At 62.9% G+C, this 18610-nt stretch carries 20 protein-coding genes; 4 read left to right on the top strand and 16 right to left on the bottom strand.

Annotation, left to right across the window (positions count from 1 at the left end; all coding sequences use genetic code 11):
- Window positions 1-4: 4 nt before the first annotated feature.
- The gene (locus tag KUV72_RS04635; RefSeq protein WP_222237596.1) at window positions 5-676 is read right to left on the bottom strand and encodes a DUF3047 domain-containing protein; all 672 of its coding nucleotides are present in this window, start codon (window positions 674-676) and stop codon (window positions 5-7) included.
- A gap of 251 nt (window positions 677-927) precedes the next feature.
- Between KUV72_RS04635 and KUV72_RS04630 the strand changes: the two genes are divergently transcribed.
- Complete coding sequence (locus KUV72_RS04630; protein ID WP_222237595.1) at window positions 928-1416, top strand: DUF302 domain-containing protein; 489 nt, start codon at window positions 928-930, stop codon at window positions 1414-1416.
- A 242-nt stretch (window positions 1417-1658) separates the two neighbouring features.
- Here the strand turns inward: KUV72_RS04630 and KUV72_RS04625 are convergent, their stop codons facing one another.
- The 8 genes from KUV72_RS04625 to KUV72_RS04590 are packed head-to-tail and all read right to left on the bottom strand — an operon-like array spanning window position 1659 to window position 8760.
- The gene (locus KUV72_RS04625; protein ID WP_222237594.1) at window positions 1659-1928 is read right to left on the bottom strand and encodes a zf-HC2 domain-containing protein; all 270 of its coding nucleotides are present in this window, start codon (window positions 1926-1928) and stop codon (window positions 1659-1661) included.
- Window positions 1925-2506 (bottom strand): sigma-70 family RNA polymerase sigma factor, encoded by a 582-nt coding sequence (locus KUV72_RS04620; protein WP_206941272.1) that lies wholly within the window; start codon window positions 2504-2506, stop codon window positions 1925-1927. Before KUV72_RS04620 ends, KUV72_RS04625 begins: the two co-directional genes overlap by 4 nt.
- Window positions 2503-3171 (bottom strand): TIGR04282 family arsenosugar biosynthesis glycosyltransferase, encoded by a 669-nt coding sequence (locus KUV72_RS04615; protein WP_222237593.1) that lies wholly within the window; start codon window positions 3169-3171, stop codon window positions 2503-2505. The genes KUV72_RS04620 and KUV72_RS04615 overlap by 4 nt, the downstream gene beginning before the upstream one ends.
- Complete coding sequence (locus KUV72_RS04610; RefSeq protein ID WP_222237592.1) at window positions 3161-3868, bottom strand: TIGR04283 family arsenosugar biosynthesis glycosyltransferase; 708 nt, start codon at window positions 3866-3868, stop codon at window positions 3161-3163. Before KUV72_RS04610 ends, KUV72_RS04615 begins: the two co-directional genes overlap by 11 nt.
- Window positions 3855-4574 carry an ATP-binding cassette domain-containing protein gene (locus KUV72_RS04605; protein WP_222237591.1) on the bottom strand — a complete coding sequence of 240 codons (720 nt, stop codon included), beginning with the start codon at window positions 4572-4574 and terminating at the stop codon, window positions 3855-3857. The genes KUV72_RS04610 and KUV72_RS04605 overlap by 14 nt, the downstream gene beginning before the upstream one ends.
- 24 nt (window positions 4575-4598) lie before the next feature.
- Complete coding sequence (locus KUV72_RS04600) at window positions 4599-6326, bottom strand: ABC transporter permease (protein ID WP_222237590.1); 1728 nt, start codon at window positions 6324-6326, stop codon at window positions 4599-4601.
- Complete coding sequence (locus KUV72_RS04595) at window positions 6313-7605, bottom strand: ABC transporter substrate-binding protein (RefSeq protein ID WP_261317348.1); 1293 nt, start codon at window positions 7603-7605, stop codon at window positions 6313-6315. The genes KUV72_RS04600 and KUV72_RS04595 overlap by 14 nt, the downstream gene beginning before the upstream one ends.
- Before the next feature lie 45 nt (window positions 7606-7650).
- Window positions 7651-8760, bottom strand: a complete 1110-nt coding sequence (locus KUV72_RS04590; RefSeq protein ID WP_222237589.1) for an aminoglycoside phosphotransferase family protein — start codon at window positions 8758-8760, stop codon at window positions 7651-7653.
- A gap of 275 nt (window positions 8761-9035) precedes the next feature.
- On the opposite strand from KUV72_RS04590, the gene KUV72_RS04585 reads away from it, so the two are divergent.
- Together KUV72_RS04585 and KUV72_RS04580 are read left to right on the top strand one after the other, a co-directional pair.
- The gene (locus KUV72_RS04585) at window positions 9036-10532 is read left to right on the top strand and encodes a SulP family inorganic anion transporter (protein WP_222237588.1); all 1497 of its coding nucleotides are present in this window, start codon (window positions 9036-9038) and stop codon (window positions 10530-10532) included.
- A 169-nt stretch (window positions 10533-10701) separates the two neighbouring features.
- Window positions 10702-11556: a universal stress protein gene (locus tag KUV72_RS04580; protein WP_222237587.1), complete on the top strand. Its 855-nt coding sequence runs from the start codon at window positions 10702-10704 to the stop codon at window positions 11554-11556.
- Window positions 11557-11718: 162 nt separating this feature from the next.
- Here KUV72_RS04580 and KUV72_RS04575 read toward each other — a convergent pair whose 3' ends face one another.
- The 4 genes from KUV72_RS04575 to KUV72_RS04560 all read right to left on the bottom strand — a co-directional run bounded on the left by KUV72_RS04575 (window position 11719) and on the right by KUV72_RS04560 (window position 14654).
- On the bottom strand, window positions 11719-12192 hold the full coding sequence (locus KUV72_RS04575; RefSeq protein WP_222237586.1) for a DoxX family protein: 474 nt from the start codon (window positions 12190-12192) through the stop codon (window positions 11719-11721).
- Between the two features lie 59 nt (window positions 12193-12251).
- Window positions 12252-13196, bottom strand: coding sequence for a putative DNA-binding domain-containing protein (locus KUV72_RS04570; RefSeq protein WP_222237585.1), 945 nt, complete (start codon window positions 13194-13196; stop codon window positions 12252-12254).
- Window positions 13193-14203 (bottom strand): DUF692 domain-containing protein, encoded by a 1011-nt coding sequence (locus tag KUV72_RS04565; protein WP_222237584.1) that lies wholly within the window; start codon window positions 14201-14203, stop codon window positions 13193-13195. The genes KUV72_RS04570 and KUV72_RS04565 overlap by 4 nt, the downstream gene beginning before the upstream one ends.
- Before the next feature lie 172 nt (window positions 14204-14375).
- Window positions 14376-14654, bottom strand: a complete 279-nt coding sequence (locus tag KUV72_RS04560; RefSeq protein WP_206941259.1) for a DUF2282 domain-containing protein — start codon at window positions 14652-14654, stop codon at window positions 14376-14378.
- 242 nt (window positions 14655-14896) lie between these two features.
- Here KUV72_RS04560 and KUV72_RS04555 point away from each other — a divergent pair, with 242 nt between their 5' ends.
- Complete coding sequence (locus KUV72_RS04555) at window positions 14897-15256, top strand: RidA family protein (RefSeq protein WP_222237583.1); 360 nt, start codon at window positions 14897-14899, stop codon at window positions 15254-15256.
- A 109-nt stretch (window positions 15257-15365) separates the two neighbouring features.
- On the opposite strand, the gene KUV72_RS04550 is transcribed toward KUV72_RS04555, so the two are convergent.
- The 3 genes from KUV72_RS04550 to KUV72_RS04540 are packed head-to-tail and all read right to left on the bottom strand — an operon-like array spanning window position 15366 to window position 18501.
- Window positions 15366-16874 (bottom strand): PhnE/PtxC family ABC transporter permease, encoded by a 1509-nt coding sequence (locus KUV72_RS04550; RefSeq protein WP_222237582.1) that lies wholly within the window; start codon window positions 16872-16874, stop codon window positions 15366-15368.
- The gene (locus KUV72_RS04545) at window positions 16871-17596 is read right to left on the bottom strand and encodes an ATP-binding cassette domain-containing protein (RefSeq protein ID WP_222237581.1); all 726 of its coding nucleotides are present in this window, start codon (window positions 17594-17596) and stop codon (window positions 16871-16873) included. The genes KUV72_RS04550 and KUV72_RS04545 overlap by 4 nt, the downstream gene beginning before the upstream one ends.
- 29 nt (window positions 17597-17625) lie before the next feature.
- On the bottom strand, window positions 17626-18501 hold the full coding sequence (locus KUV72_RS04540) for a putative selenate ABC transporter substrate-binding protein (RefSeq protein WP_222237580.1): 876 nt from the start codon (window positions 18499-18501) through the stop codon (window positions 17626-17628).
- Window positions 18502-18610 lie beyond the last annotated feature (109 nt).

Raw genomic sequence — 18610 nt, 5'->3', positions numbered from 1 at the left:
TGTTCTACGGACAGCTAGGCGGTGAGGCCGAGGCGCTCATTTCAAGGCCGGTAAACCAGGCGGTGGCATCACCGCCTGCGTTGTCGCCATCGCTCATCAGGGCAAGCCCATCGATACTGTCGGGCTGAGTGCCGAACAGCCTGCGATAGTCGGCGGCCACGTCGCGGACTTCTGCCACCCATTGACCCACCTTCTCGTCACCGCCCTGCAAGGCCAGCAGGATGGCTCTATCGGTAAAGGCATTGGGCCAACTGTTACCACGGGGCTGGTTCGATGACCACACGTAGTTGACCGACTCTACCTGCCAGGGAAGCAGTCCGGTCTTTCTGGCGACATAGACGCGGGCAGGGTAGTCGTCGCCTGCCTTGCTGCGCTCATTGACGTTGGCATAGACCCCCGAGACGCGCCAGCACCAGCGCAGATAAGGTGTCTCCTTCAGGTCGATCTCACGCTCCAGGTACTTGGCCGACGCCTGTCCCCTGGCACGTGCTTCAAGTGCCTGGGTGCCCTCTAGCGCTGTTACGCGATACGACGTCTCGCCTTCGAAGGATCGGGTTGGCCAGGAGAGCAAGACCTGGGGCGAAAAGCTTGCCGCCTGGAGCGTCGACGCGAACGAGAGGGCGCCACAGGCAGTCAATAGCAGCGTGATAGAGGCACGGCGGTGGGATATAGGCATAGATGGCGGGCTCCGTAGCGACGGTAGGGCAAACATGGCTAGCCAAAAGCCTACTTTCTCTGCAGTGTTGGTAGGCTTTGCAGAGTCGGTTGGCACTCCGCGATCCTTACACGACCACGCAGCGTCATTGGCATATGTCGACTTGTCGGGCGGCACTTATTTTGTCCATGCTTACGTTGATCAAGCTTGCGTCGTCCACGCTGGCAATGGGCAAGCTCACAGTGTCACTCGTTGAACAAGGAAACCATCGTATGAGGCAGCGTCACTACAGCAGGAAGTGGGTCGGGGGCCTGATTATGGGTCTGGTATTGGCCGGATCAGGAAGTGTAGCGGCAGAGTCCCAGGTCGATGAGTCGGGTGTGGCCAGCCTGACGTCACAGGACAGCGTAGAAGAGGTCGATGCGCGCTTCAGGCAGGGTCTGGAGAAGCGTGGCATGGGCTTGATGGCGATGGTAGACCACCAGGCCAATGCGGAGGGTGTAGGCCTTGAACTGCCGCCGACGCGCACCTACATCTTCGGCAAGTCCGAGGTAGGGACACGCCTGATGCAGTGTCATGGCAGCACGGCACTGGATCTGCCCCAGAAAATGGTGGTTCGCCAGCAGGACGACCACCTGGTACTTGAGTGGAATGACCCGCATTACATGGCAAAGCGGCATGGGCTAGGTGACTGTGAACTGCCCATCGACCAGATCGCACAAGCCTTGTCGGGGCTGGCACAGGAAGCGGCGGGTGACTAGCCAGCAGTCGCCGGCGCGCAGACCCGTGCGGTTGATTGCTGGCGGTACGCGTGATGCGGAATACCGCCGTCAGGCTGTCTCGGTAGCAGGTAGGAGAGATAGCCTGTAGGCGGGGTTCACAAGAGTGTGACAAACGGGGCTGATACCGTAGTCGTCGAAGCTTCTGCTGTAGTTCATCGAAGCTTTCGCTGTAGCCGTCGAAGCTCGAGCGCTACGCGATCCGCCGGGGGATAGGCTGGCGATTATCCCTGGCGGCGTTCTTCCGCCTGGGCAATCGCTTCCTGAACCTTCTTCATGTCCTCTTCGCTAGCAATGCAGTGGTGTTCAGCCTTGTCAGCGGCGGCCCCCCCATAGGCTCGTCCCGCCTTTCTTAACATCTCGAATTGCTTGTCACATCGACGGCAGACCGAACAGAGCATCAGGTGAAAACGAAGCGAGAGCTTCTCTCGCGTCGTCAGGGGCGCATCCAGCTGCTTCGACATCAGCTTGGTAGCGGCCTTGCACATCATCATGCCGCATCCTCCTTCCAACCTTTTTCAATACAAGCGCGAAGCTTGAGGCGAGCCCGGTGCAGGATCACCCATGCGTTGTTTTCTTTGATGCCCACTTCCTTACAGATATCTTCGGTAGAAAGGCCCATTAATTCGCGCAGAGTGAATACCCGTGCCACGTTGTCAGGAAGGCCCAGCATACAGGCGTCAAATACTTTCCAGAAATGCTCATTCTCGAATGCCTGCTCTGGCGTGTCCCAGGCCTGGGGCTTGGCCTCGTGAGTCCAATGCCCGTCCTGCTGGAACATGCGATCAATGGCATCATCCGTCGTTTCTTCGTCAAAGGGTTCCCAGCGACCGTGACGTTTCTGCTGGCGCATCTGATCCAGCAGCTTGTACTTGAGGATGCCGAAGACCCAGGTCTCATAGCCGGAGCGACCTGAAAAGCTGTCGTTTTTCTCGATGGCGGCAATCATCGCTTCCTGCACCGCATCCTCGGCGGCGGCATGGTCGCGCAGGTGCATGCGTGCAAAGGACAGCAAGCGAGGGCGAACCGCGGCAAGCTTCTTGTGTCGGTCAGTGAGGGTGTCTTCGGTCACGGCATAATCTCCAGCGAGAGGGCTTCCATGTCGGCTAGTCGAGCCAGGTCCTGGGGGGTATCCAGATCCCAGACCGTGCTTGGACACTCAAATGTCCAAGAAAGCTCCGCCAGACGTGCGCGCGTCTGGGACATGACCCCGGACGTGCCCCAGTCGACTCCCTCAAAGAGTCGTGGGTCATGTCGGCGAACTCCAACCAGAGCATAGCCGCCGTCCTCCGCGGGAAGAAAGACGCTGTCTACCTGTTTGAGTCGTTTCTGACAAGTTTTCAGTAATTTCTTATCCAATAACGGGCAATCTGTGCCGATTAATAGACTTGGGGCGTCAGTCGCGGCCAGTGCCGCATACATCCTCGCTCCCAGGTCGCCGTCGGGCTGGCGGGCAAGGCGAATACCGTAGCGATCCTGCGCCTGCAAAAAGCAGGGGTGCTGATGATCCAGTGCTGTCCACAGCGTAATCCGACTTGCAGATGTCGCCTCCAGTGCCACTTTTAGCGTGTGCTCGATCAATCGATGCTGGAGGCGCGCCGCCCCCTCTGGGCCTAGTGCAGGGATCATGCGTGTCTTGGCCAGTCCTGCCAGTGGGGCCTTGGCCAGAATCGAGATGACAGGCAGGTCGCCATCGGTGGTGTCCGGCCCCTGACAGTGCGCGCTGTCATCGCACATGGTGATACTCCTTGGCGAGATCTACAGCACTGGCACCACGCCAGTAGCGAAAGCGCAGCCGCCACATCAGCCAGATCGTCGCAGCGATGCCTCTTTTTTCCCAGCGACGCCCGTCGGTGGTGGCTTTTAGCCTGAGGCAAGCGGGACGAGAGGAACGCTTGAGTCGCCTGGACATTTCGATGTCTTCCATGAGGGGCTGATCCGGGAAGCCGCCCAGGTCGACAAAGGTGGCGCGTTGCATGAACAGGGCCTGATCTCCGGTGGCGATGCCCGTCAGTCGCGAGCGCAGGTTCATGCAGGCGGCCACTATCGGCAGCATCGGCGAGTGGCCGCGTATGCGAATGTCAAAGCGTCCCCAGGCACAGGCTTCAACGGCCTTCAACACCGCTGGCATGGCGTCGGGCGGCAATTGAGTGTCCGCGTGGAGAAACAGAAGTACCGGCGAGCGAGCCGAGGCGGCGCCTGCATTCATCTGCCGGGCTCGCCCCGCAGCGGCGGAGATCACCCGGTCTGCCCGTGATGTCGCCAGCGCACAGGTGCCATCGCTGCTGCCACCATCGACGACGATGATCTCGGCCCCTGCGCGGCGCCAGCCATCCAGTCGGTCAAGGCTAGCGGTGATGATGTTGGCCTCATTCAGGGTGGGGATGATGACGGTGAGTTGCGGCGTCGTGGCAAGTGCCTCAGCGTCGGGCATGCTGTGCGCTCCGCCATGTGCTGGTGGTCTGTCCCGTGCTGGCACTCGACAGCTCAATGATCGGTCCTGCGGCGGCCTCGGCGTCGGCCCGGTCGTGGGTGACCAGCAGTGCAGGCAGTCCGTATTCCCGTATGCGGCCAAAGACCAGTTCGCGCATCTCCTGGCGCAGGGTGGCATCCAGCTTCGAGAATGGCTCGTCCAGTAGCATGGCCTGGGGGCGCGACAGCAGCGTACGCATCAGGGCGACGCGAGCACGCTGGCCCCCCGAGAGGGTGGCGGGGTCGCGCTCGCCGAAACCTTCCAGGCCGATGTCCGACAGGGCTTGATCGATGACCTCTCGGCGCTGGCGGCGATGTCGAGACGGAGGCATGCCAAAGGCGAGATTGCCAGCAACGCTAAGGTGGGGAAAGAGCAGGGCATCCTGAAACAGCAAGCCAAGTCGACGCGCGGCCGTCGGCAGTGACGTGATCGACTGATCTCCCAGGCGAACGTCCCCGCTGGCGTGAAAGGCCGGAGCGAGGAAGCCCGCGGCAAACGCCAGCAGGGTGGACTTTCCCACACCAGAAGGCCCCATCACGCTGACGACCTCACCGGCGTCGATGCGTGCCGACAGAGAGACGAGCGGTGTCTCCTGCAGGCTGATGCTGACGCCGTCAAAGATCAACGGGCGGCGCGACGTACCAGCGGTGTCTCGTAGTTCGGGCATAGCGGTCTCGCGGGTTGTGTGGAGTCAGGTCAACAGGGCTCGCCGCCGTCGATGCAACAGACGAGGCAGGCCAATGGCCAAGGCAAAGCCAATGGCGGGTAGTGCCAATTGAGCCAAGGCATAGATAGCGGTCAGCCGGCGGTCGCCGCCGGACGCCAGAGAAACCGCCTCCGTGGTCAGCGTGGTCAGTCTGCCCGCGCCCAACAGCAAGGTCGGCAGGTACTGGCCGATGCTGACGGCCAGACCCACCGCCATGGCGGTCGCCATCGGCGCGAGCAGCAGGGGCAAGCGTACCCTCAGGAAGATGCTGGCGTGGCTCTTGCCAAGGCTGGCGGCGACCTGGCTCCAGCGGGGATCCAGGCGGCGATAGCTCTCGGCCAGGGACAGAAACACGTATGGCAAGACAAACAGGCTGTGGCCGACCACGACCAGGACAAATCCTGGCATCAGAAACAGCTGAGCCTGGAGCTGAACGAGGCCGTAGAGAAAGGCCACGGGCGGTACCAGCAGTGGCAGGTAGAGCACCAGGGTGGCGCCCTTGCCCATGCTGCGCTGATGCAGGGATTCGCTTTCGAGGCAGCCAACGACCAGTATCGTCGACAGTAGGGTTGCAGCCACTGCCAGGGCCAACGTAGTACCTGCAGCGGGCAGGAGTCCCGGCAGTGCAGCGCGCCAGTTGGCCAGGGTCAGCGGGGTTGGCCAGCTGGCAGGAAACGGCCAGTAGGCGGCCAGAGACCACAGCACCAGCCCCAGCAAGCTGGCACACAGCAGGCCCGCACTGAGCCAGGTCAGTCCACCGCCAAGCACCACTCCCAAACGCTGGCCAAGGTGGCGCTGACCATCGGTCAAGCAGGGTGTGGCCAGCAGGCGAATAGCGTGCTCGATGCACCACCATATGCCGAGCGCCATCAGCGTGACCGCCAGCTGGGTGAGCGCTGCCGCGGATGCCATGAAACGCATGGAAAGGTCCGGGTCCCCTAGCCAGCGGACAACGCTGACGGCCAGGGGTGGCGGAGTCGAAGGGCCCAGAATCATGGCGACATCGACGTTGGACGAAGCAAAGGCGATCACCGCATAGACCGGCAACCGAATCAATGGATACAGGCTCGGCAAGACGCCCTTGAGAAAGGCGGTGACGGGAGAGTAGCCCAGCGACAGGGCCAGATGGCGGCGTTGATGGGCCTGGCATTGAGGCAACGCCGCCAGGCTCATCAGCAGCAGGAAGGGGACTTCCTTGACCACCAGCCCAGCGATCAGGGCAATGCCGTGAGGATCACCGGGGAACAGGTAGTCCGGCGGCACCTGTTGACCGCTCAGACCGGGCGAAACGAGCCGCATGGCCAGTCCCGATGGGGCGAGCAGAAAGGCCAGGCCAATGGCCGCTGCCGCGTGAGGCACGGCCAGCAGTGGCGATAGCAGGCGCTTGAGCCAGACAAAGGCCGCGCTGTCGGCGAAGGCCCCGAGAAACAGGATGACGATGGCCAGCGCCACCGCCGTGCTGATCAAGCCCGTGGAAAGGCTCATCGTGATCATCTCGCCCAGGCCTGGGGTGTGCCACAGCGCGGCCCAGGGCGCCAGGCTGAGGCTTTCCCCGCCCAGCGCAGGCAGCCAGCCAAAGGCTGGCGCCGTGACGCCAGCAACGCCCACCATGACCGGTACGACAAGCAGTAACACGGTGAGTAGAGGCGCCCAGCGTGTCAATCTCACAAACCAGGAGTCGGCGGCCAGGATACGCTGGTCAACGCGTGCCATATCGCTCCAGCCAGCCGGCCTCGACGGCTTCCATCCAGCTCGGATGGGGTTCAGGCAAGGTGTTTTGCAGCTCGGCAACGGGCAGGCGCGCAGGCTGGTCATCCATGGGCGTCAGGGCATCCCGCTGGTCGCTGTCCAGACGCTCGAGGTCGAGGACCGTGGGGTCGCCCCACACATCCAGCTGTTGCTTGCGCGCCTGAGCTTCCGGGGACAGCAGGAAGTTGGCGGTGACCATGGCGCCGGCCACATGGCTGGCGTTGAACGGAATCGTCACGAAATGAACGTTGCCAATGGTGCCCCCTTCCAGCACGTAGCTGCGGATCGAAGGAGGCAGCTGGTAGGAGCTGACCGCCGCTGCAGGTTCCGCCGGGTTGAAGGTGAAGGCCAGTGACAGCTCGCCATCACCCATCAGGCTGCGCATGGCAGGCCCGGAGGCGGGGAAGTCACGTCCCTGACGCCATAGCTGCGGGTGCAAGGCATCGAGATAGTCCCACAGTGGCGTCATGACCGCCTCGGCATCAACCTCGCTGGCTGGGCGGGAGAGCACGGCGGGATCATCGACCAACGCGAGAAGCGCCTGCTTGAGGAACGTGGAGCCATGGAAATCCGGGACCAGCGGATAGGTGAAGCGGCCTGGATGTTGATGACTCCATTGCAGCAGTGCATCAAGAGACTGCGGGGGGGAGTCGACACGGTCACTGTCGTAGTAGAACGTCAGTTGTGCTTTTCCCCAAGGCGACTCGTAGCCGTCAGTCGGCACGGTGAAATCCGTGGTCATTTCGGGATTCGCGTCGGGGGAGGTCAGCGCAAAGTTGGGCAGGCGCTGGGCAAAGGGTCCCAGCAGTAGCCCATTTTCCTTCATGGCAGAAAAGTTCTCGCCATTGATCCAGATGAGGTCAATGGCTCCCTGGTCGACGTTGCCTGCGGACTTTTCCGCCAACACGCGGGATACGGCGGCGGCAGTGTCCTCCAGCTTGACGTGCACCAGCTCCACGTCGTATCGCTGATCGAGTTGACCTGCCACCCAATCGAGATAGCCATTGACGTTGGGATCGCCTCCCCAGGCGTTGAAGTAGACGGTCTGACCCTCAGCCTGCTGCTCGACGTCGCTCCAGTCTTGCTGGAGCAGCGGGTGGGGTGGCGGTGAGCTCTGGGCAAGAGTGCCTGGTGCTTGAGTCTCTTGGGCCAGAGTGGCCTGGACCGGAGCCAGCGCCAGCATGGTGACGGCGAGTCGACAGACAACGGCGGATAGGGGTGTGCGTGACGCAAAGCGGGTCATGATCGCATCCTTGTGCAATGAGCGGGCGAAAACGCTGGAGTCGAGTCAGCCCGCATCGGCCAGCTCCGCCAGCTCGTCGGTGACTCGTTGGATGATGGGGGCGGACAGGTAGTGATCCACGCGGTCGGCCACGTGATCGACCAGCGCGGCTTGGCTGAGCTGAGCGGACCAGTCTTCACCGCGATGGCGACGATCTATCTGCTGATGCTGCTGCGCGCGCCACTTGGCGCACCAGGTCAGTGACCACAGCCACATGGCATGGCGACAGGCCATCAGGTTGCGCCAATGCGTGTCGCGCCCCCTTTCGGTCATGCGCGCCCGCCAGCGCTGGTAGAGCGCCACCAGATCTTCGATGAACAGCACCGCGCGACTGTGCAGGTCCCAGGTGGTAGAGGTATACAGACTCATGTGCGCGAGGTCGAATCCCGGCAGTGAGTAGCGGCACTTTTCCAGATCCACCAGCACTGCCCGGCCCTCTGGCGTGATCAGGAAATTGCCGGGGTGGGCGTCGAAGCTGATGAGGCTCACGGCGGCATTGGCGACGGGGAGTTGCGAGGGCAGCTGTGACAGGGCCTTTTCGATCAGCGGCAGGCTGTGGCGGCTCAGGTTGGCGTCGGGCAGGTGCCGGGCTTGGGCCCGCACATCATCGAGCATATCCCGCCAGGGGTCGGCAGGTGATAGCAACGGTGATCGTTGCTCAAGGTCAGGCAGCGGCAGGCTGTGCAAGCTGGCCAGGGCGGTGGTCATGGCGGGCAGGTCGCTGGGTAACCTGGCCGAGCGGCCGTCAATGGCTTCCACTACCAGGCCACCCCTGGGCAACAGCTCGTCGCAGGGTAGCCAGTCGTTGAGTCTTGGGGTATGGCCACTGGCTTGCGCCCGGGTGAAGCAGGCCACCTGGTAGTTGAGGTTGCTGGCGGCATCCAGACCCAGCTGACTCTGCTTGGGCAGTCGTGCCAGCCAGGCGCCGTCTTCGCTGCTGTGGGGCAATCGAACGTGCCAATGTGCCAGACCGGTATCGGCTAGCGGTTGCAGCAGTGAGTCCGTGCATGCAGGGGGCTGGGGCAAGGGCCAACCGTGCCTCGACAAGCTCTGCTTGAGCGCAGCCAGGGGAGGGCCATCACGCTCGCTAGGCTTGGGCGGGGCGCACTTTTCCATGTCGCGTTCCTTGGACGTTTTGTCATAAGTCGAACCACCTGCTCGATCCTTACAGGTTTTTTTCGCCGCTGGCCAATGGGCGATGCCGTGCAGGTCAGGCCTTGCAGCGTGCCTGGCGTCGCCTTGCGGGTGTGCTTCTGGTAGACTGCGCCACTTCCCGTCAGACACGATCAGCGAGCGCCAGGCACCATGCCTAGAGCGCTGCTTCCTCGTGGAGAAGCGGCTGGCGCAGGCTGACCGCGGCCTCATTTCACACTCATCCCCTGGACCGCCTCATGATGCGATCGATCACACAAGACTGGTTCTCCAATATTCGGGGCGACGTGCTGTCCGGCATCGTCGTCGCGCTGGCGCTGATTCCCGAAGCCATCGCCTTTTCCATCATCGCTGGCGTCGATCCCAAGATCGGCCTGTATGCTTCCTTCTCCATGGCCGTCATCATTGCCTTTGCCGGCGGTCGGCCGGGCATGATTTCCGCGGCGACCGGCGCGATGGCGCTGCTGATGGTGACCCTGGTGAAAGAGCACGGCCTGCAATATCTGCTGGCGGCCACTCTGCTGACGGGGGTACTGCAGATCGTGGCGGGCTACCTGCGCCTGGCTGACTTGATGCGCTTTGTGTCGCGCTCTGTGGTCACCGGCTTCGTCAACGCCCTGGCCATTCTCATCTTCATGGCGCAACTGCCCGAGCTGACCAACGTCACCTGGCATGTCTACGCGATGACGGCAGCGGGGCTCGGCATCATTTACCTGTTTCCCTACGTTCCGCGCATCGGCAAGCTGCTACCGTCTCCGCTGGTGTGCATTTTGGTACTGACCGCCGTGTATCTGCTCAGCGGCATGGATATCCGCACGGTCGGCGACATGGGCGAGTTACCGGATACCTTGCCGGTGTTCCTGTGGCCAAACGTACCGCTGAACCTGGAGACCCTGGGCATCATCTTCCCCTACGCGATCATGCTGACCGTGGTGGGCCTGCTCGAGTCGATGATGACCGCCACCATCGTCGATGATTTGACCGACACCCCCAGTGACAAGAATCGTGAGTGCAAGGGCCAGGGCATGGCAAACATCGGCACAGGCCTGTTGGGGGGCATGGCAGGCTGCGCGATGATCGGCCAGTCGGTCATCAACATCAAGTCAGGCGGTCGCGGTCGCCTGTCGACCTTTCTGGCAGGCATCTTCCTGCTGCTGATGGTGGTGTTCCTGTCCGACTGGGTGTCGCGTATCCCCATGGCCGCCCTGGTCGCTGTCATGATCATGGTGTCCATCGGTACCTTCAGCTGGAGTTCTCTGCGCGACCTCAAGAAACACCCCATGTCGACCAATGTTGTCATGATCGCGACAGTGGCCGTGGTGGTGTGGACCCACAACCTGGCCATTGGGGTCTTCGTAGGGGTGTTGATCGCTGCGCTCAACTTCGCCAACAAGGTGGGCAACTTCCTCTACGTTGCCAGTGAGGAACTCGAAGGTGACGAGCGTCAGGGGCGCCGTTACCGGGTCATTGGACAGGTCTTCTTTGCCTCCTCCCAGCGCTTCTCCGCTGCCTTCGACTTCAAGGAAAGTGTCGAGAAAGTGGTGATTGATCTATCTCGCGCTCACTTCTGGGATATCACGGCGGTGCAGGCATTGGATATGGTGGTCATCAAGTTCCGTCGTGAGGGCACCGAGGTGGAGTTGATCGGTCTCAATGAAGCCAGCGCGACCATCGTTGATCGCTATGCCATCCACGATAATCCCGCAGCGGTGGAAAAGCTGATGGGCGGACACTGATCACGGTGACAGGTGCTGCACGATAGGTGGAGCACCGAGACACAAGGACGTGTGGCATGAGAGAGTGACGAGACGGGTCGCGCTGCCACGCGGCATCATGCAAGGACATCGGGGCGCCTCGCCGTCTTTCGGGGCCCTTTATCCATCAACGCCAGGCAGGATGAGAATCATGACAGAACAGGTGATGGCTGCCATCGATGGGTCGCAGTTTGCCGAAAGCGTGTGCGACGTAGCCGCCTGGGCCAGTCAGGCCCTGGGTGCGCCGCTGACCTTCCTTCATGTGGTGGACAATCACCCTCAGACAGCAGAGGCAGACCTGTCTGGAAATCTGGGACTGGGTGCCCGCGAACACCTGCTGGAGGAGTTGGCGAGCCTGGACGAGCGGCGTGCCAAGGTGGCCCAGGAGCATGGCCGGCTGATGCTGAAGGCGGCCAAGGATCGCGTCATGGCGGCCGGCATCTCCGAGCCCCACTGTCGCCAGCGTAATGGCACCCTGGTCGAGACAGTGCTCGAGCTTGAGAATGACATTCGTCTGCTGGTGATTGGCAAGCGCGGCGAGAGCGCCCAACAGGCCAGCGAACACCTGGGGTCGAATCTGGAGCGGGTAGTTCGAGGACTGCACCGGCCGATCCTGATGGTGCCTGAGTCGTTCAGCGTGCCCAAGCGAGTGATGATCGCCTTCGACGGCAGCAACACCACCCGCAAGGGGGTTGAGTTGCTGGCGCGTAGCCCGCTGTTCAATGGCATTGACTGCCATGTGGTGATGGTGGGAGCCGATACCGGCGACCATCGCAGCCAGCTGGAGTGGGCCTTGACGACCCTGCGAGAGGCCGGTCATGAGGCCGAAGGTGGCATCTACGCGGGCGACGTTGAAGAGGCCCTGTGCGACTACCAGCAGCAACATGCTATCGACATGGTGGTGATGGGTGCCTACGGCCACTCGCGTATTCGGCACCTGCTGGTGGGCAGCACCACGACCAGCGTACTAAGGCGCACCACCCTGCCGGTGCTATTGCTGCGCTGAGTTCTGGGGCGAGAGCCGCGCCAGGCCGCTACGTTTCTAGAGAAGTTCCTAGAAGGAAGCCGGGAGCGGTCTTGTTGTTGAAGGCTGCTCCCGTCGTTCGTCTTGCCGTCTCCCTCCGTTCTGTCTCCTGCCGACCCGTCTTCTTGGCATCAGTGCCCGACACTACGGCTGCCCGCTTTCTGGCCGCTTGCACAATTGTCGGCACAGCAGCTTATCCAGCGAGAGTCGTCCCGCCCCGCGTAGCACCAGGGTGGCCAGACTGGCCGCCCATAGCCCGTGAGTGACCCAGGCTTCTGGGTAGACGAAGGTCTGGATCACCAGCGTCATGATCAGCAGTCCCGTGGCCGCAAGCCGCGTAGCAAGTCCCGCCCATAGCAGCAGCGACAGGGAAAACTCTGCCAGTGTCGCCAGATAGGCAGCCAGCACGGGAGAGATCAGTGGCAGCGCGTATTCGTGCTCGAACAGGAAGAACGTGCTGTCGGCAAGGCCAACGCCGTCCACCTTGGTCAGGGCGGACTGAAAGAAGACGGTGCCGACAACCAGTCGCATGAGGACCAGCACTAGGTCCAGCGAACGATGGTCCAGCCATCGCGAGGCCTGTCCGTAGGTGGTCAGCAGGGTGGTATGAATGCTCATGGCGATCCTCATTGGCGGTCGAGAAAGACGCTGTCAGCGACACCTGAACGTCGGCTGGCTCAGACGGGTGGCGGTGTTGCACCGGCGTTGCGTGACGCTTTCTTGGGTGGTAGAGCCTCAGCGGTTTTATGAAGAGCCTCAGCGGGTTGATGGAGCGCCTCAGCGGGTTGATGGAGAGCCTCAGCGGTTTTATGAAGAGCCTCAGCGGGTTGATGGAGAGCCTCAGCGGGTTGATGAAACGCCTCAGCGGGCTTGCATAGCGCCCCCTGACCCACCAGTGTGCCGAGGGCACGCCCCAGCAGGTCGTCCAGTGAGTCGCTGGCACGTTGTCCCCTGGCGAGCTCCTGCTCCATCTCGTCGAGGGCCTGGGCCAGTGACGTCGTCCCATCAAGCCGCCGGTGGAGGTTTGCGGTCACGTCATCGATGGGGGCCATCTGGACGCGTTGGCCGTGGCGCACCAGCAGCCAATGTCTGGGTCCCTGTGACCCTAGCGGAGCGCTGCCTTCTCCTCTTTCCAGGGCCTGCCACAGCCCTTCCACATCGTGCTCGCAAGAGACGCAGCGACTGGCGGGCAAGGCCTGTACCAGACAGCTGTCGCTGTCGAGACAGGCGCCCAGTTCACAGGCTTCCAGTGGGACACTGTCGGCGGCATGGCTGACCCTGAGTCGGGCATGCTCAAGACCCGCGATATCGGCAACGAAGCGATAGCGCGACATGTCAGGCGACTGTCTGAGTGCAGTAACGAAGTCACCGCCGTACTGGGCCAGACGAGGGTCCTTGGGAGGATGACGGGCGACGAAGCGTGAGGCCTCGCCGACGAAGCAGCGCTCTCCCAGCAGGGTCAGTGTGTGGGGAAAGGTGTCCTTGAGCGCCTCGATCAGACTCGAGCGAATGTTATTGCGATAGACATCGAGGCCTGGGGTATCGGCTATCGGCGAGGAAGGGCGGTGGGGTTGGCGCACAGCGTCGATGAAGTGGCGCTGCCAGTCCTGTAGGCGGCTCATGGCAAGACTCCGCTAGCGGGTAAAGGCGTCGCCTGTTGCGAGGGTGGAGCATCCTGGGCGCTGGCATGATGGCGTCGTGCCAGGGCCACTTCTTCCAGCCAACGAGATAGCGGTGGCACTCTGTTGTCCCATTCCACCAGGGTGGGAAGTTCCGGGCGCAGGCGGGCTACCTGCCGATAACGTTGCCATACCGGGTCTGCCACCGGGCTGCCGTGGTCGTCGATATAGAGGTCGCTGGTGCTGTCCTGGGTATGGCCGGCCAGGTGCCATTCACCTACCGCGTGCCAGGGCACTTCCTGCAGATAGCTGTCCAGGTCACGATTAAGGTTGGCGGCGCTGATAAAGGCATTGTTGACGTCGAACAACAGTCCGCAGCCAGTCGCCTCCACCAGGGCCTGCAGAAACTGTGTCTCGCTCATGGTCTGATCCAGCCTGACATACAGGCTCGGATTCTCTACCAGCAGCTGGCGCCCCAGGCTGTCCTGGGTGCGTGCCACGTTGTCGCACATCACCCTGAGAGACTCCTGGTTCAGAGGCACGGGCAGTAGATCGTTGTAACTGTGCCCATCCAGGCGGCTCCAGGCCAGGTGCTCGGATACCAGTGCCGGTTTGAGCTGGTCGACCAGCGTTGTCAGGCGCTTGAGGTGCTCCGGGTCGATGCCTTCAGCGCTTCCCAGGGATAACCCCACTCCATGCACCGATAGCGGATAGCGACGCGACAGCACCGCCAGCTGTTCCTGTACCGGGCCTCCCGCATTCATGTAGTTTTCTGCGTGGAGCTCGAGAAAGTCAGGCCCGCTCTCCAGCGCAGCAAGTTCCTGTAGATGCTGAAACTTCAGGCCGATGCCCATGGCCGCCAGTGGCAGCGGCAATCCGGTGATCGCCGATGGCGCGCTCGCCTTGGCGGCCAGTGCCGTCGCCCGGGACGACCCTGGCGGCGTCCAGGCCGACGACACCGAGTCTGTGAGCGAGGATGTCTTGGCGGGGGGCGTGGAGGGTGTCGTCATGATGAACTCCGCGTTGGCGGCGTTTGCCGCCTGCATGGCGCCAGCTGTCGACGACGGTCGGCACCTTACGGCGAGCTGAGGTCTTCAGCCACGGGGCTTCTGGCCTCAAGCGGAAGAAGTCCGCGGGGTCATGTCCGCCTGGCCCCGCGGTGGTCGAAGGTCTGACTCGACGTCAGGGGCGTTCGACTTCGCTCAGGCTGCCATTGCCGTGGGGGGTCTCGATGCCGGTACAGGTCCCCTCGGGAACCAGCGTCCAGGCATTGCCCTGGTAGTCGACGGTAGAGGTGCCCGCACAGGTGGTTCCTGGGCCTGCCTTGCAGTCGTTTTCGCCTGCCAGTGAGATGCCGTAGCACTTTTCCATGTCGCCGTCGGCGGCCTGGGCGGTAGCGATCACTCCTGCTTGTGCCATGGCGGTCGACAGCACTGCTGCCATCATGATGGAACGCTTCATTGGTAAACCCTCATGTTTTAGACAAGGTGACAGCCGGGCTGTCATCACTCAGTCGTCCTCATGAGAGAGACCTGACACTGTTGTGCCGCCAAAAACGCCCGATCGGGCTATCTCGTGCAGGCGAAAGTTGGCTATATTGAACTCCGGCCCAAGGCAGCCGGCGAGACTACCGGGAAGACGGCGGATGAAACATCTTCCTTGTTGCTAATTTACAGTTGATATCACTTTTTTTGGAGAGCGCGATGAGCATTCAGCGTCATGACACCAAGACCCGCATGAGCCGTGGTGTCATTCATCAGGGAGTGGCCTACCTGTGTGGCCAGGTAGCCGGCCCCGAAGCGCGTGAGGGCGATATCACCGCCCAGACCACCAGCATGCTCGAGCGCGTGGACGAGCTGCTGGCCGAAGTCGGCAGTGATCGCGAGCACCTGCTGAGCGCGACCATCTACCTGAAAGAAGGCGAGGATTTCGCGGCCATGAATGCGGTCTGGGACGCCTGGGTACCGGAAGGTCACGCTCCGGCTCGCACCTGCGTCTGTGCGCCGATGCCGGCGGGCGAGTTGAAGGTCGAGATTACCGTGACCGCTGCCATCAAGGGGTGAGCCATCTTGCGGTGAACGGCTGAGCTCGACACTGGTTCAGCCCGTTGTGCAGCAGATCGTGAGCCACGACGCCGACCCTTGGGTCGGCGTCGTCGTTGCCAGTATGAGGTCAGCGTAGGCAGGGATCGTCGATGGGCGGCTCGCAGGGACGCAGACGCCTCGCCAGGGCGTCGACCAGGATATTGAGCAGTGCCGTCACCACCAGCAGGGCGAAGGCCACGTCGAACATCAGCATCTGGAAGGCATCGTCGATGATGTCACCCAGGGTGGCCACCCCGAGCATGCCCAGCAGCGCGCTCTCCCGCAGAATCACTTCGGCCCGGTAGTAGACCAGGGCCAGCATGCCTGGGTAGACCCGGGGCAGTAGCTCGTAGGCCAGCCGTCCTGATGCCGGCAGCCCTGCCATGCCGGGCTCGATGGCATGGGCGTGGCGGCTGACCAGAAAGGCAATCAATGCGCCATTGTGCAGTGCCAGTGCCAGCCAGGCGGGCAGCAACGACGGACCCAGCAGCAGCAAAAAGATGAAGGCCAGCATCAGCTCTGGGGTAGAGCGCAGCAGAATCAGAATGCCCCGTCCTGCGCCCCGCGTCAGCGGGTTGCCGAAGTGACGTGATGCCAGCGGCCACAGCGCCAGTGCGATCAGCAGAGCGCCCACCGTGCCGAGCAAGCCCAGCAGCAGGGTATTGGCGACCGCTGTCACCAGGGCAGGCAAGCCCATCAGCCAGTCGACAAGGCCGCTGATATCGCCCGTCAGCAGGGCACGAGGCCAGATATCCTGGCTGACGAAGCGCCACAGCAGCCCTCCATCGATCTCCGGCCACGGTCCCAGCAGGGTGACACTGGCGATACCCAGCGGCAGCAGCAGGCGGCGATGGGCCCACCAGGGCAAGGTGGCGATCAAGGCGTAGAACAGCCACAGCAGGGCCCCTGCCTCGTGATACCGGCCTTCGCGAAAGGCACTCTCGAGCTGATAGCCAAGCGTCGGCAAGCCGACGAAGCCCAGTAGAACACTGGCACGCAGCGCGCACTCGAAGCGGTAGCGGGTATAGGCGGCCAACTGGGCGAATGCCAGCGGCAGTTCGGTATAGGCCAGCCTGGCCAGCCGGCTTGTGCCCTCCGGCAGGGCCTCCTGGGCGGCCCGCGGGGTCTGCTCCAGAATCTCCGCGTAGACCTTGGCGAAGATGCCGGCATAGGGGATCGCCAGTGCCGCCAGGGCAGTCAGCGCTGACAGGCCAAACACCTGCAGGAACAGCAGGGCCCAGAACAACTCATGCACCGCGCGCACACCCGCCGAGGCGGCGCGTACCCAGCGCGAGCGCGAGTAGACCAATGCCAGTGGCAAACCGAGCACGACACCGCTCAAGGTTCCCCAGAACGCCACCGCGACGGTCAGGCCGATGGCCTGGAGCGGCGTTTCGATGGCACCGAGATCCGGCAGCGCCAGGCCCAGCGCCATGCGTCCCAGCTCCGCCCAGGGGTCACGGCTGAGAATCTCGAGGTCCGCCAGCGGAATGGCGATCAGGGCCAGCGCGATCAGCCACAGGCTATGGCGGGCCAGCCGAGCGCCGATACCGTCGCCGGCCAGCAGACCGGGACGGGAGTCACCGCTGGCTATCATGGGATCGCTGACTCACTGGTGATGGCGGACGCGTCAGGCGCAGCCGTCGCACTTGGGTACAGCGCGTCCAGGTCGGCAAGGCTCAGGTTGTGGCTGGGGGCATCCAGCACGAGTCGTCCGTCAGCCAAGCCCCAGACCCGGTCAAAGTGGCTCAGGGCCAGTTCCCGCTGGTGCAGCGCCATGACCGTCGTGGTGTGCTGGGCGTCAATCCGGTCCAGCAGGGACATGGCTTGATGGGGGTCGACGCTGGCGACGGGCTCGTCACCAATGAACACCGGCCGCTGCTGGTAGAGGGCCCGGGCGATGGCCACGCGCTGGCGCTGGCCGCCGGAAAGGCGGCCCACCGGTCGTCGGGCGAGTCCGTCGAGGCCTAGCGCTTGGCACAGCGCGGTGACGTCCTTCCAGCAGCTGGCCAGTGGCCGCACCAGGTTCCACAGGTTCGCCAGCGCCGAGTGGTGCTCCAGTCGTCCCATATAGACGTTGTGGTAGACCGAGAGCTGGGGCACCAGACCATGGTGTTGTGGACACCAGGCAGCGTGCGCTCCCAGACGCTGACGCAAGGTGGCCAGCAGGGTGGACTTGCCGGCACCGCTCTCCCCGAGCAGCGCTACTCGTTGGCCTGGTTCCAATCGCAGCCGGACATCCCTCAACACGATCTGCCGTCCGTGACCGAGATCCTCGCCGTCAAGGCTCAGGCCAGTGAAGTCCACTGCCTCGGACATCGAGGCAGTGTCTTTGGGGCCTTGTGACATCAGCGCAGCAGGCCGAGGTTCTCGGCGACGCTCTCGATGGGGGCGTACATGTCGTTGTCGGCAGGAATAAAGCCTGAGCGCGGGAAACTCTCGAGCAGCTCAGGATCATCCATGCTCAGCAGTGCCTGGCGCACTCTGTCGGTGAAGCCTGCGCCAAAGGTCTCATCGGCGTCGCCGCGCAGGGTCCACTGGTAGTCCGGGTAGCTGGGTGTGGACCAGATCACGTCGACCTTGTCCGTATCCACGTTGCCGTTGGCCAGCGCCGCGTCCCAGACCTTGAAGTTGACCGCACCGATGTCGTAGGTGCCAGCTTCTACCAGCGCAATCGTGCGCGAATGGTCACCGGAGAAACCCACCCGGGTAAACAGCTCTTCCGGGGCGGCATCAAAGCGCTCGCGCAGGTAGTGCTCGGGCATCAGGCGGCCTGACGTGGACGTCTTGGCGCCGAAGGTGAAGGTCTTGCCTTCGATGCTGTCCGGGAGCGTATCAGCGGGTTCCAGGCCGGTGCTGGCGTGGGCCAGAAAATAGGTTTCGAAGGCCGCGTCTTCGACGCCCTGGGCCAGGGCCTGGGAGCCAGGTACCAGGCGTCGTGCCTGTACCCCGGAAAGTCCGCCGAACCAGGCCAGCTGCACCTGATCGTTGCGGAAGGCCGTGACGGCGGCGCCGTAGGACTTGACGGGCACATACTCCACGTCCACCTCAAGGGTGTCGGAGAGATAGTCGGCTACCTTGGAAAAACGCTCAACCAGGCGCGACTCGTCTTCGTCGGGAATGGCGGTAAAGCGGAAGGTGTCCGCGGCGGCGACGGAGGGCAGGCCAATCAGGCCGGCGGTGGCGATAGCCAGCAACGACGTCAGCGAAGCAAGTGAGCGCATGGGGCAGCCTTTGAGCAATGAGGTGCATGGTCAGCCATCGCGAGGGCATTCCCGCGGGGCAGGGCGCCTATTGTTGTGCCATTACCCCTTTGAGGCAAGCCGCATGCCG

Origin of the sequence: Halomonas sp. DP4Y7-1 (genome assembly GCF_019800705.1) — a bacterium.
GTDB classification, from domain to species: domain Bacteria; phylum Pseudomonadota; class Gammaproteobacteria; order Pseudomonadales; family Halomonadaceae; genus Halomonas; species Halomonas litopenaei_A.
This window is presented reverse-complemented; position numbering and strand designations above follow the sequence as displayed.

Excerpts from the sequence above, each read along its gene's own strand:
- KUV72_RS04590 (WP_222237589.1), bottom strand. The coding sequence starts at position 8,760 with ATGGAAAAGTGCGCCCCGCCCAAGCCTAGCGAGCGTGATGGCCCTCCC.
- KUV72_RS04625 (WP_222237594.1), bottom strand. The coding sequence starts at position 1,928 with ATGATGATGTGCAAGGCCGCTACCAAGCTGATGTCGAAGCAGCTGGAT.
- KUV72_RS04585 (WP_222237588.1), top strand. The coding sequence starts at position 9,036 with ATGATGCGATCGATCACACAAGACTGGTTCTCCAATATTCGGGGCGAC.
- KUV72_RS04555 (WP_222237583.1), top strand. The coding sequence starts at position 14,897 with ATGAGCATTCAGCGTCATGACACCAAGACCCGCATGAGCCGTGGTGTC.
- KUV72_RS04570 (WP_222237585.1), bottom strand. The coding sequence starts at position 13,196 with ATGAGCCGCCTACAGGACTGGCAGCGCCACTTCATCGACGCTGTGCGC.
- KUV72_RS04545 (WP_222237581.1), bottom strand. The coding sequence starts at position 17,596 with ATGTCCGAGGCAGTGGACTTCACTGGCCTGAGCCTTGACGGCGAGGAT.
- KUV72_RS04630 (WP_222237595.1), top strand. The coding sequence starts at position 928 with ATGAGGCAGCGTCACTACAGCAGGAAGTGGGTCGGGGGCCTGATTATG.
- KUV72_RS04635 (WP_222237596.1), bottom strand. The coding sequence starts at position 676 with ATGCCTATATCCCACCGCCGTGCCTCTATCACGCTGCTATTGACTGCC.
- KUV72_RS04595 (WP_261317348.1), bottom strand. The coding sequence starts at position 7,605 with ATGACCCGCTTTGCGTCACGCACACCCCTATCCGCCGTTGTCTGTCGA.
- KUV72_RS04605 (WP_222237591.1), bottom strand. The coding sequence starts at position 4,574 with ATGCCCGAACTACGAGACACCGCTGGTACGTCGCGCCGCCCGTTGATC.
- KUV72_RS04565 (WP_222237584.1), bottom strand. The coding sequence starts at position 14,203 with ATGACGACACCCTCCACGCCCCCCGCCAAGACATCCTCGCTCACAGAC.
- KUV72_RS04610 (WP_222237592.1), bottom strand. The coding sequence starts at position 3,868 with ATGCCCGACGCTGAGGCACTTGCCACGACGCCGCAACTCACCGTCATC.
- KUV72_RS04550 (WP_222237582.1), bottom strand. The coding sequence starts at position 16,874 with ATGATAGCCAGCGGTGACTCCCGTCCCGGTCTGCTGGCCGGCGACGGT.
- KUV72_RS04560 (WP_206941259.1), bottom strand. The coding sequence starts at position 14,654 with ATGAAGCGTTCCATCATGATGGCAGCAGTGCTGTCGACCGCCATGGCA.
- KUV72_RS04580 (WP_222237587.1), top strand. The coding sequence starts at position 10,702 with ATGACAGAACAGGTGATGGCTGCCATCGATGGGTCGCAGTTTGCCGAA.
- KUV72_RS04600 (WP_222237590.1), bottom strand. The coding sequence starts at position 6,326 with ATGGCACGCGTTGACCAGCGTATCCTGGCCGCCGACTCCTGGTTTGTG.
- KUV72_RS04540 (WP_222237580.1), bottom strand. The coding sequence starts at position 18,501 with ATGCGCTCACTTGCTTCGCTGACGTCGTTGCTGGCTATCGCCACCGCC.
- KUV72_RS04615 (WP_222237593.1), bottom strand. The coding sequence starts at position 3,171 with ATGTGCGATGACAGCGCGCACTGTCAGGGGCCGGACACCACCGATGGC.
- KUV72_RS04575 (WP_222237586.1), bottom strand. The coding sequence starts at position 12,192 with ATGAGCATTCATACCACCCTGCTGACCACCTACGGACAGGCCTCGCGA.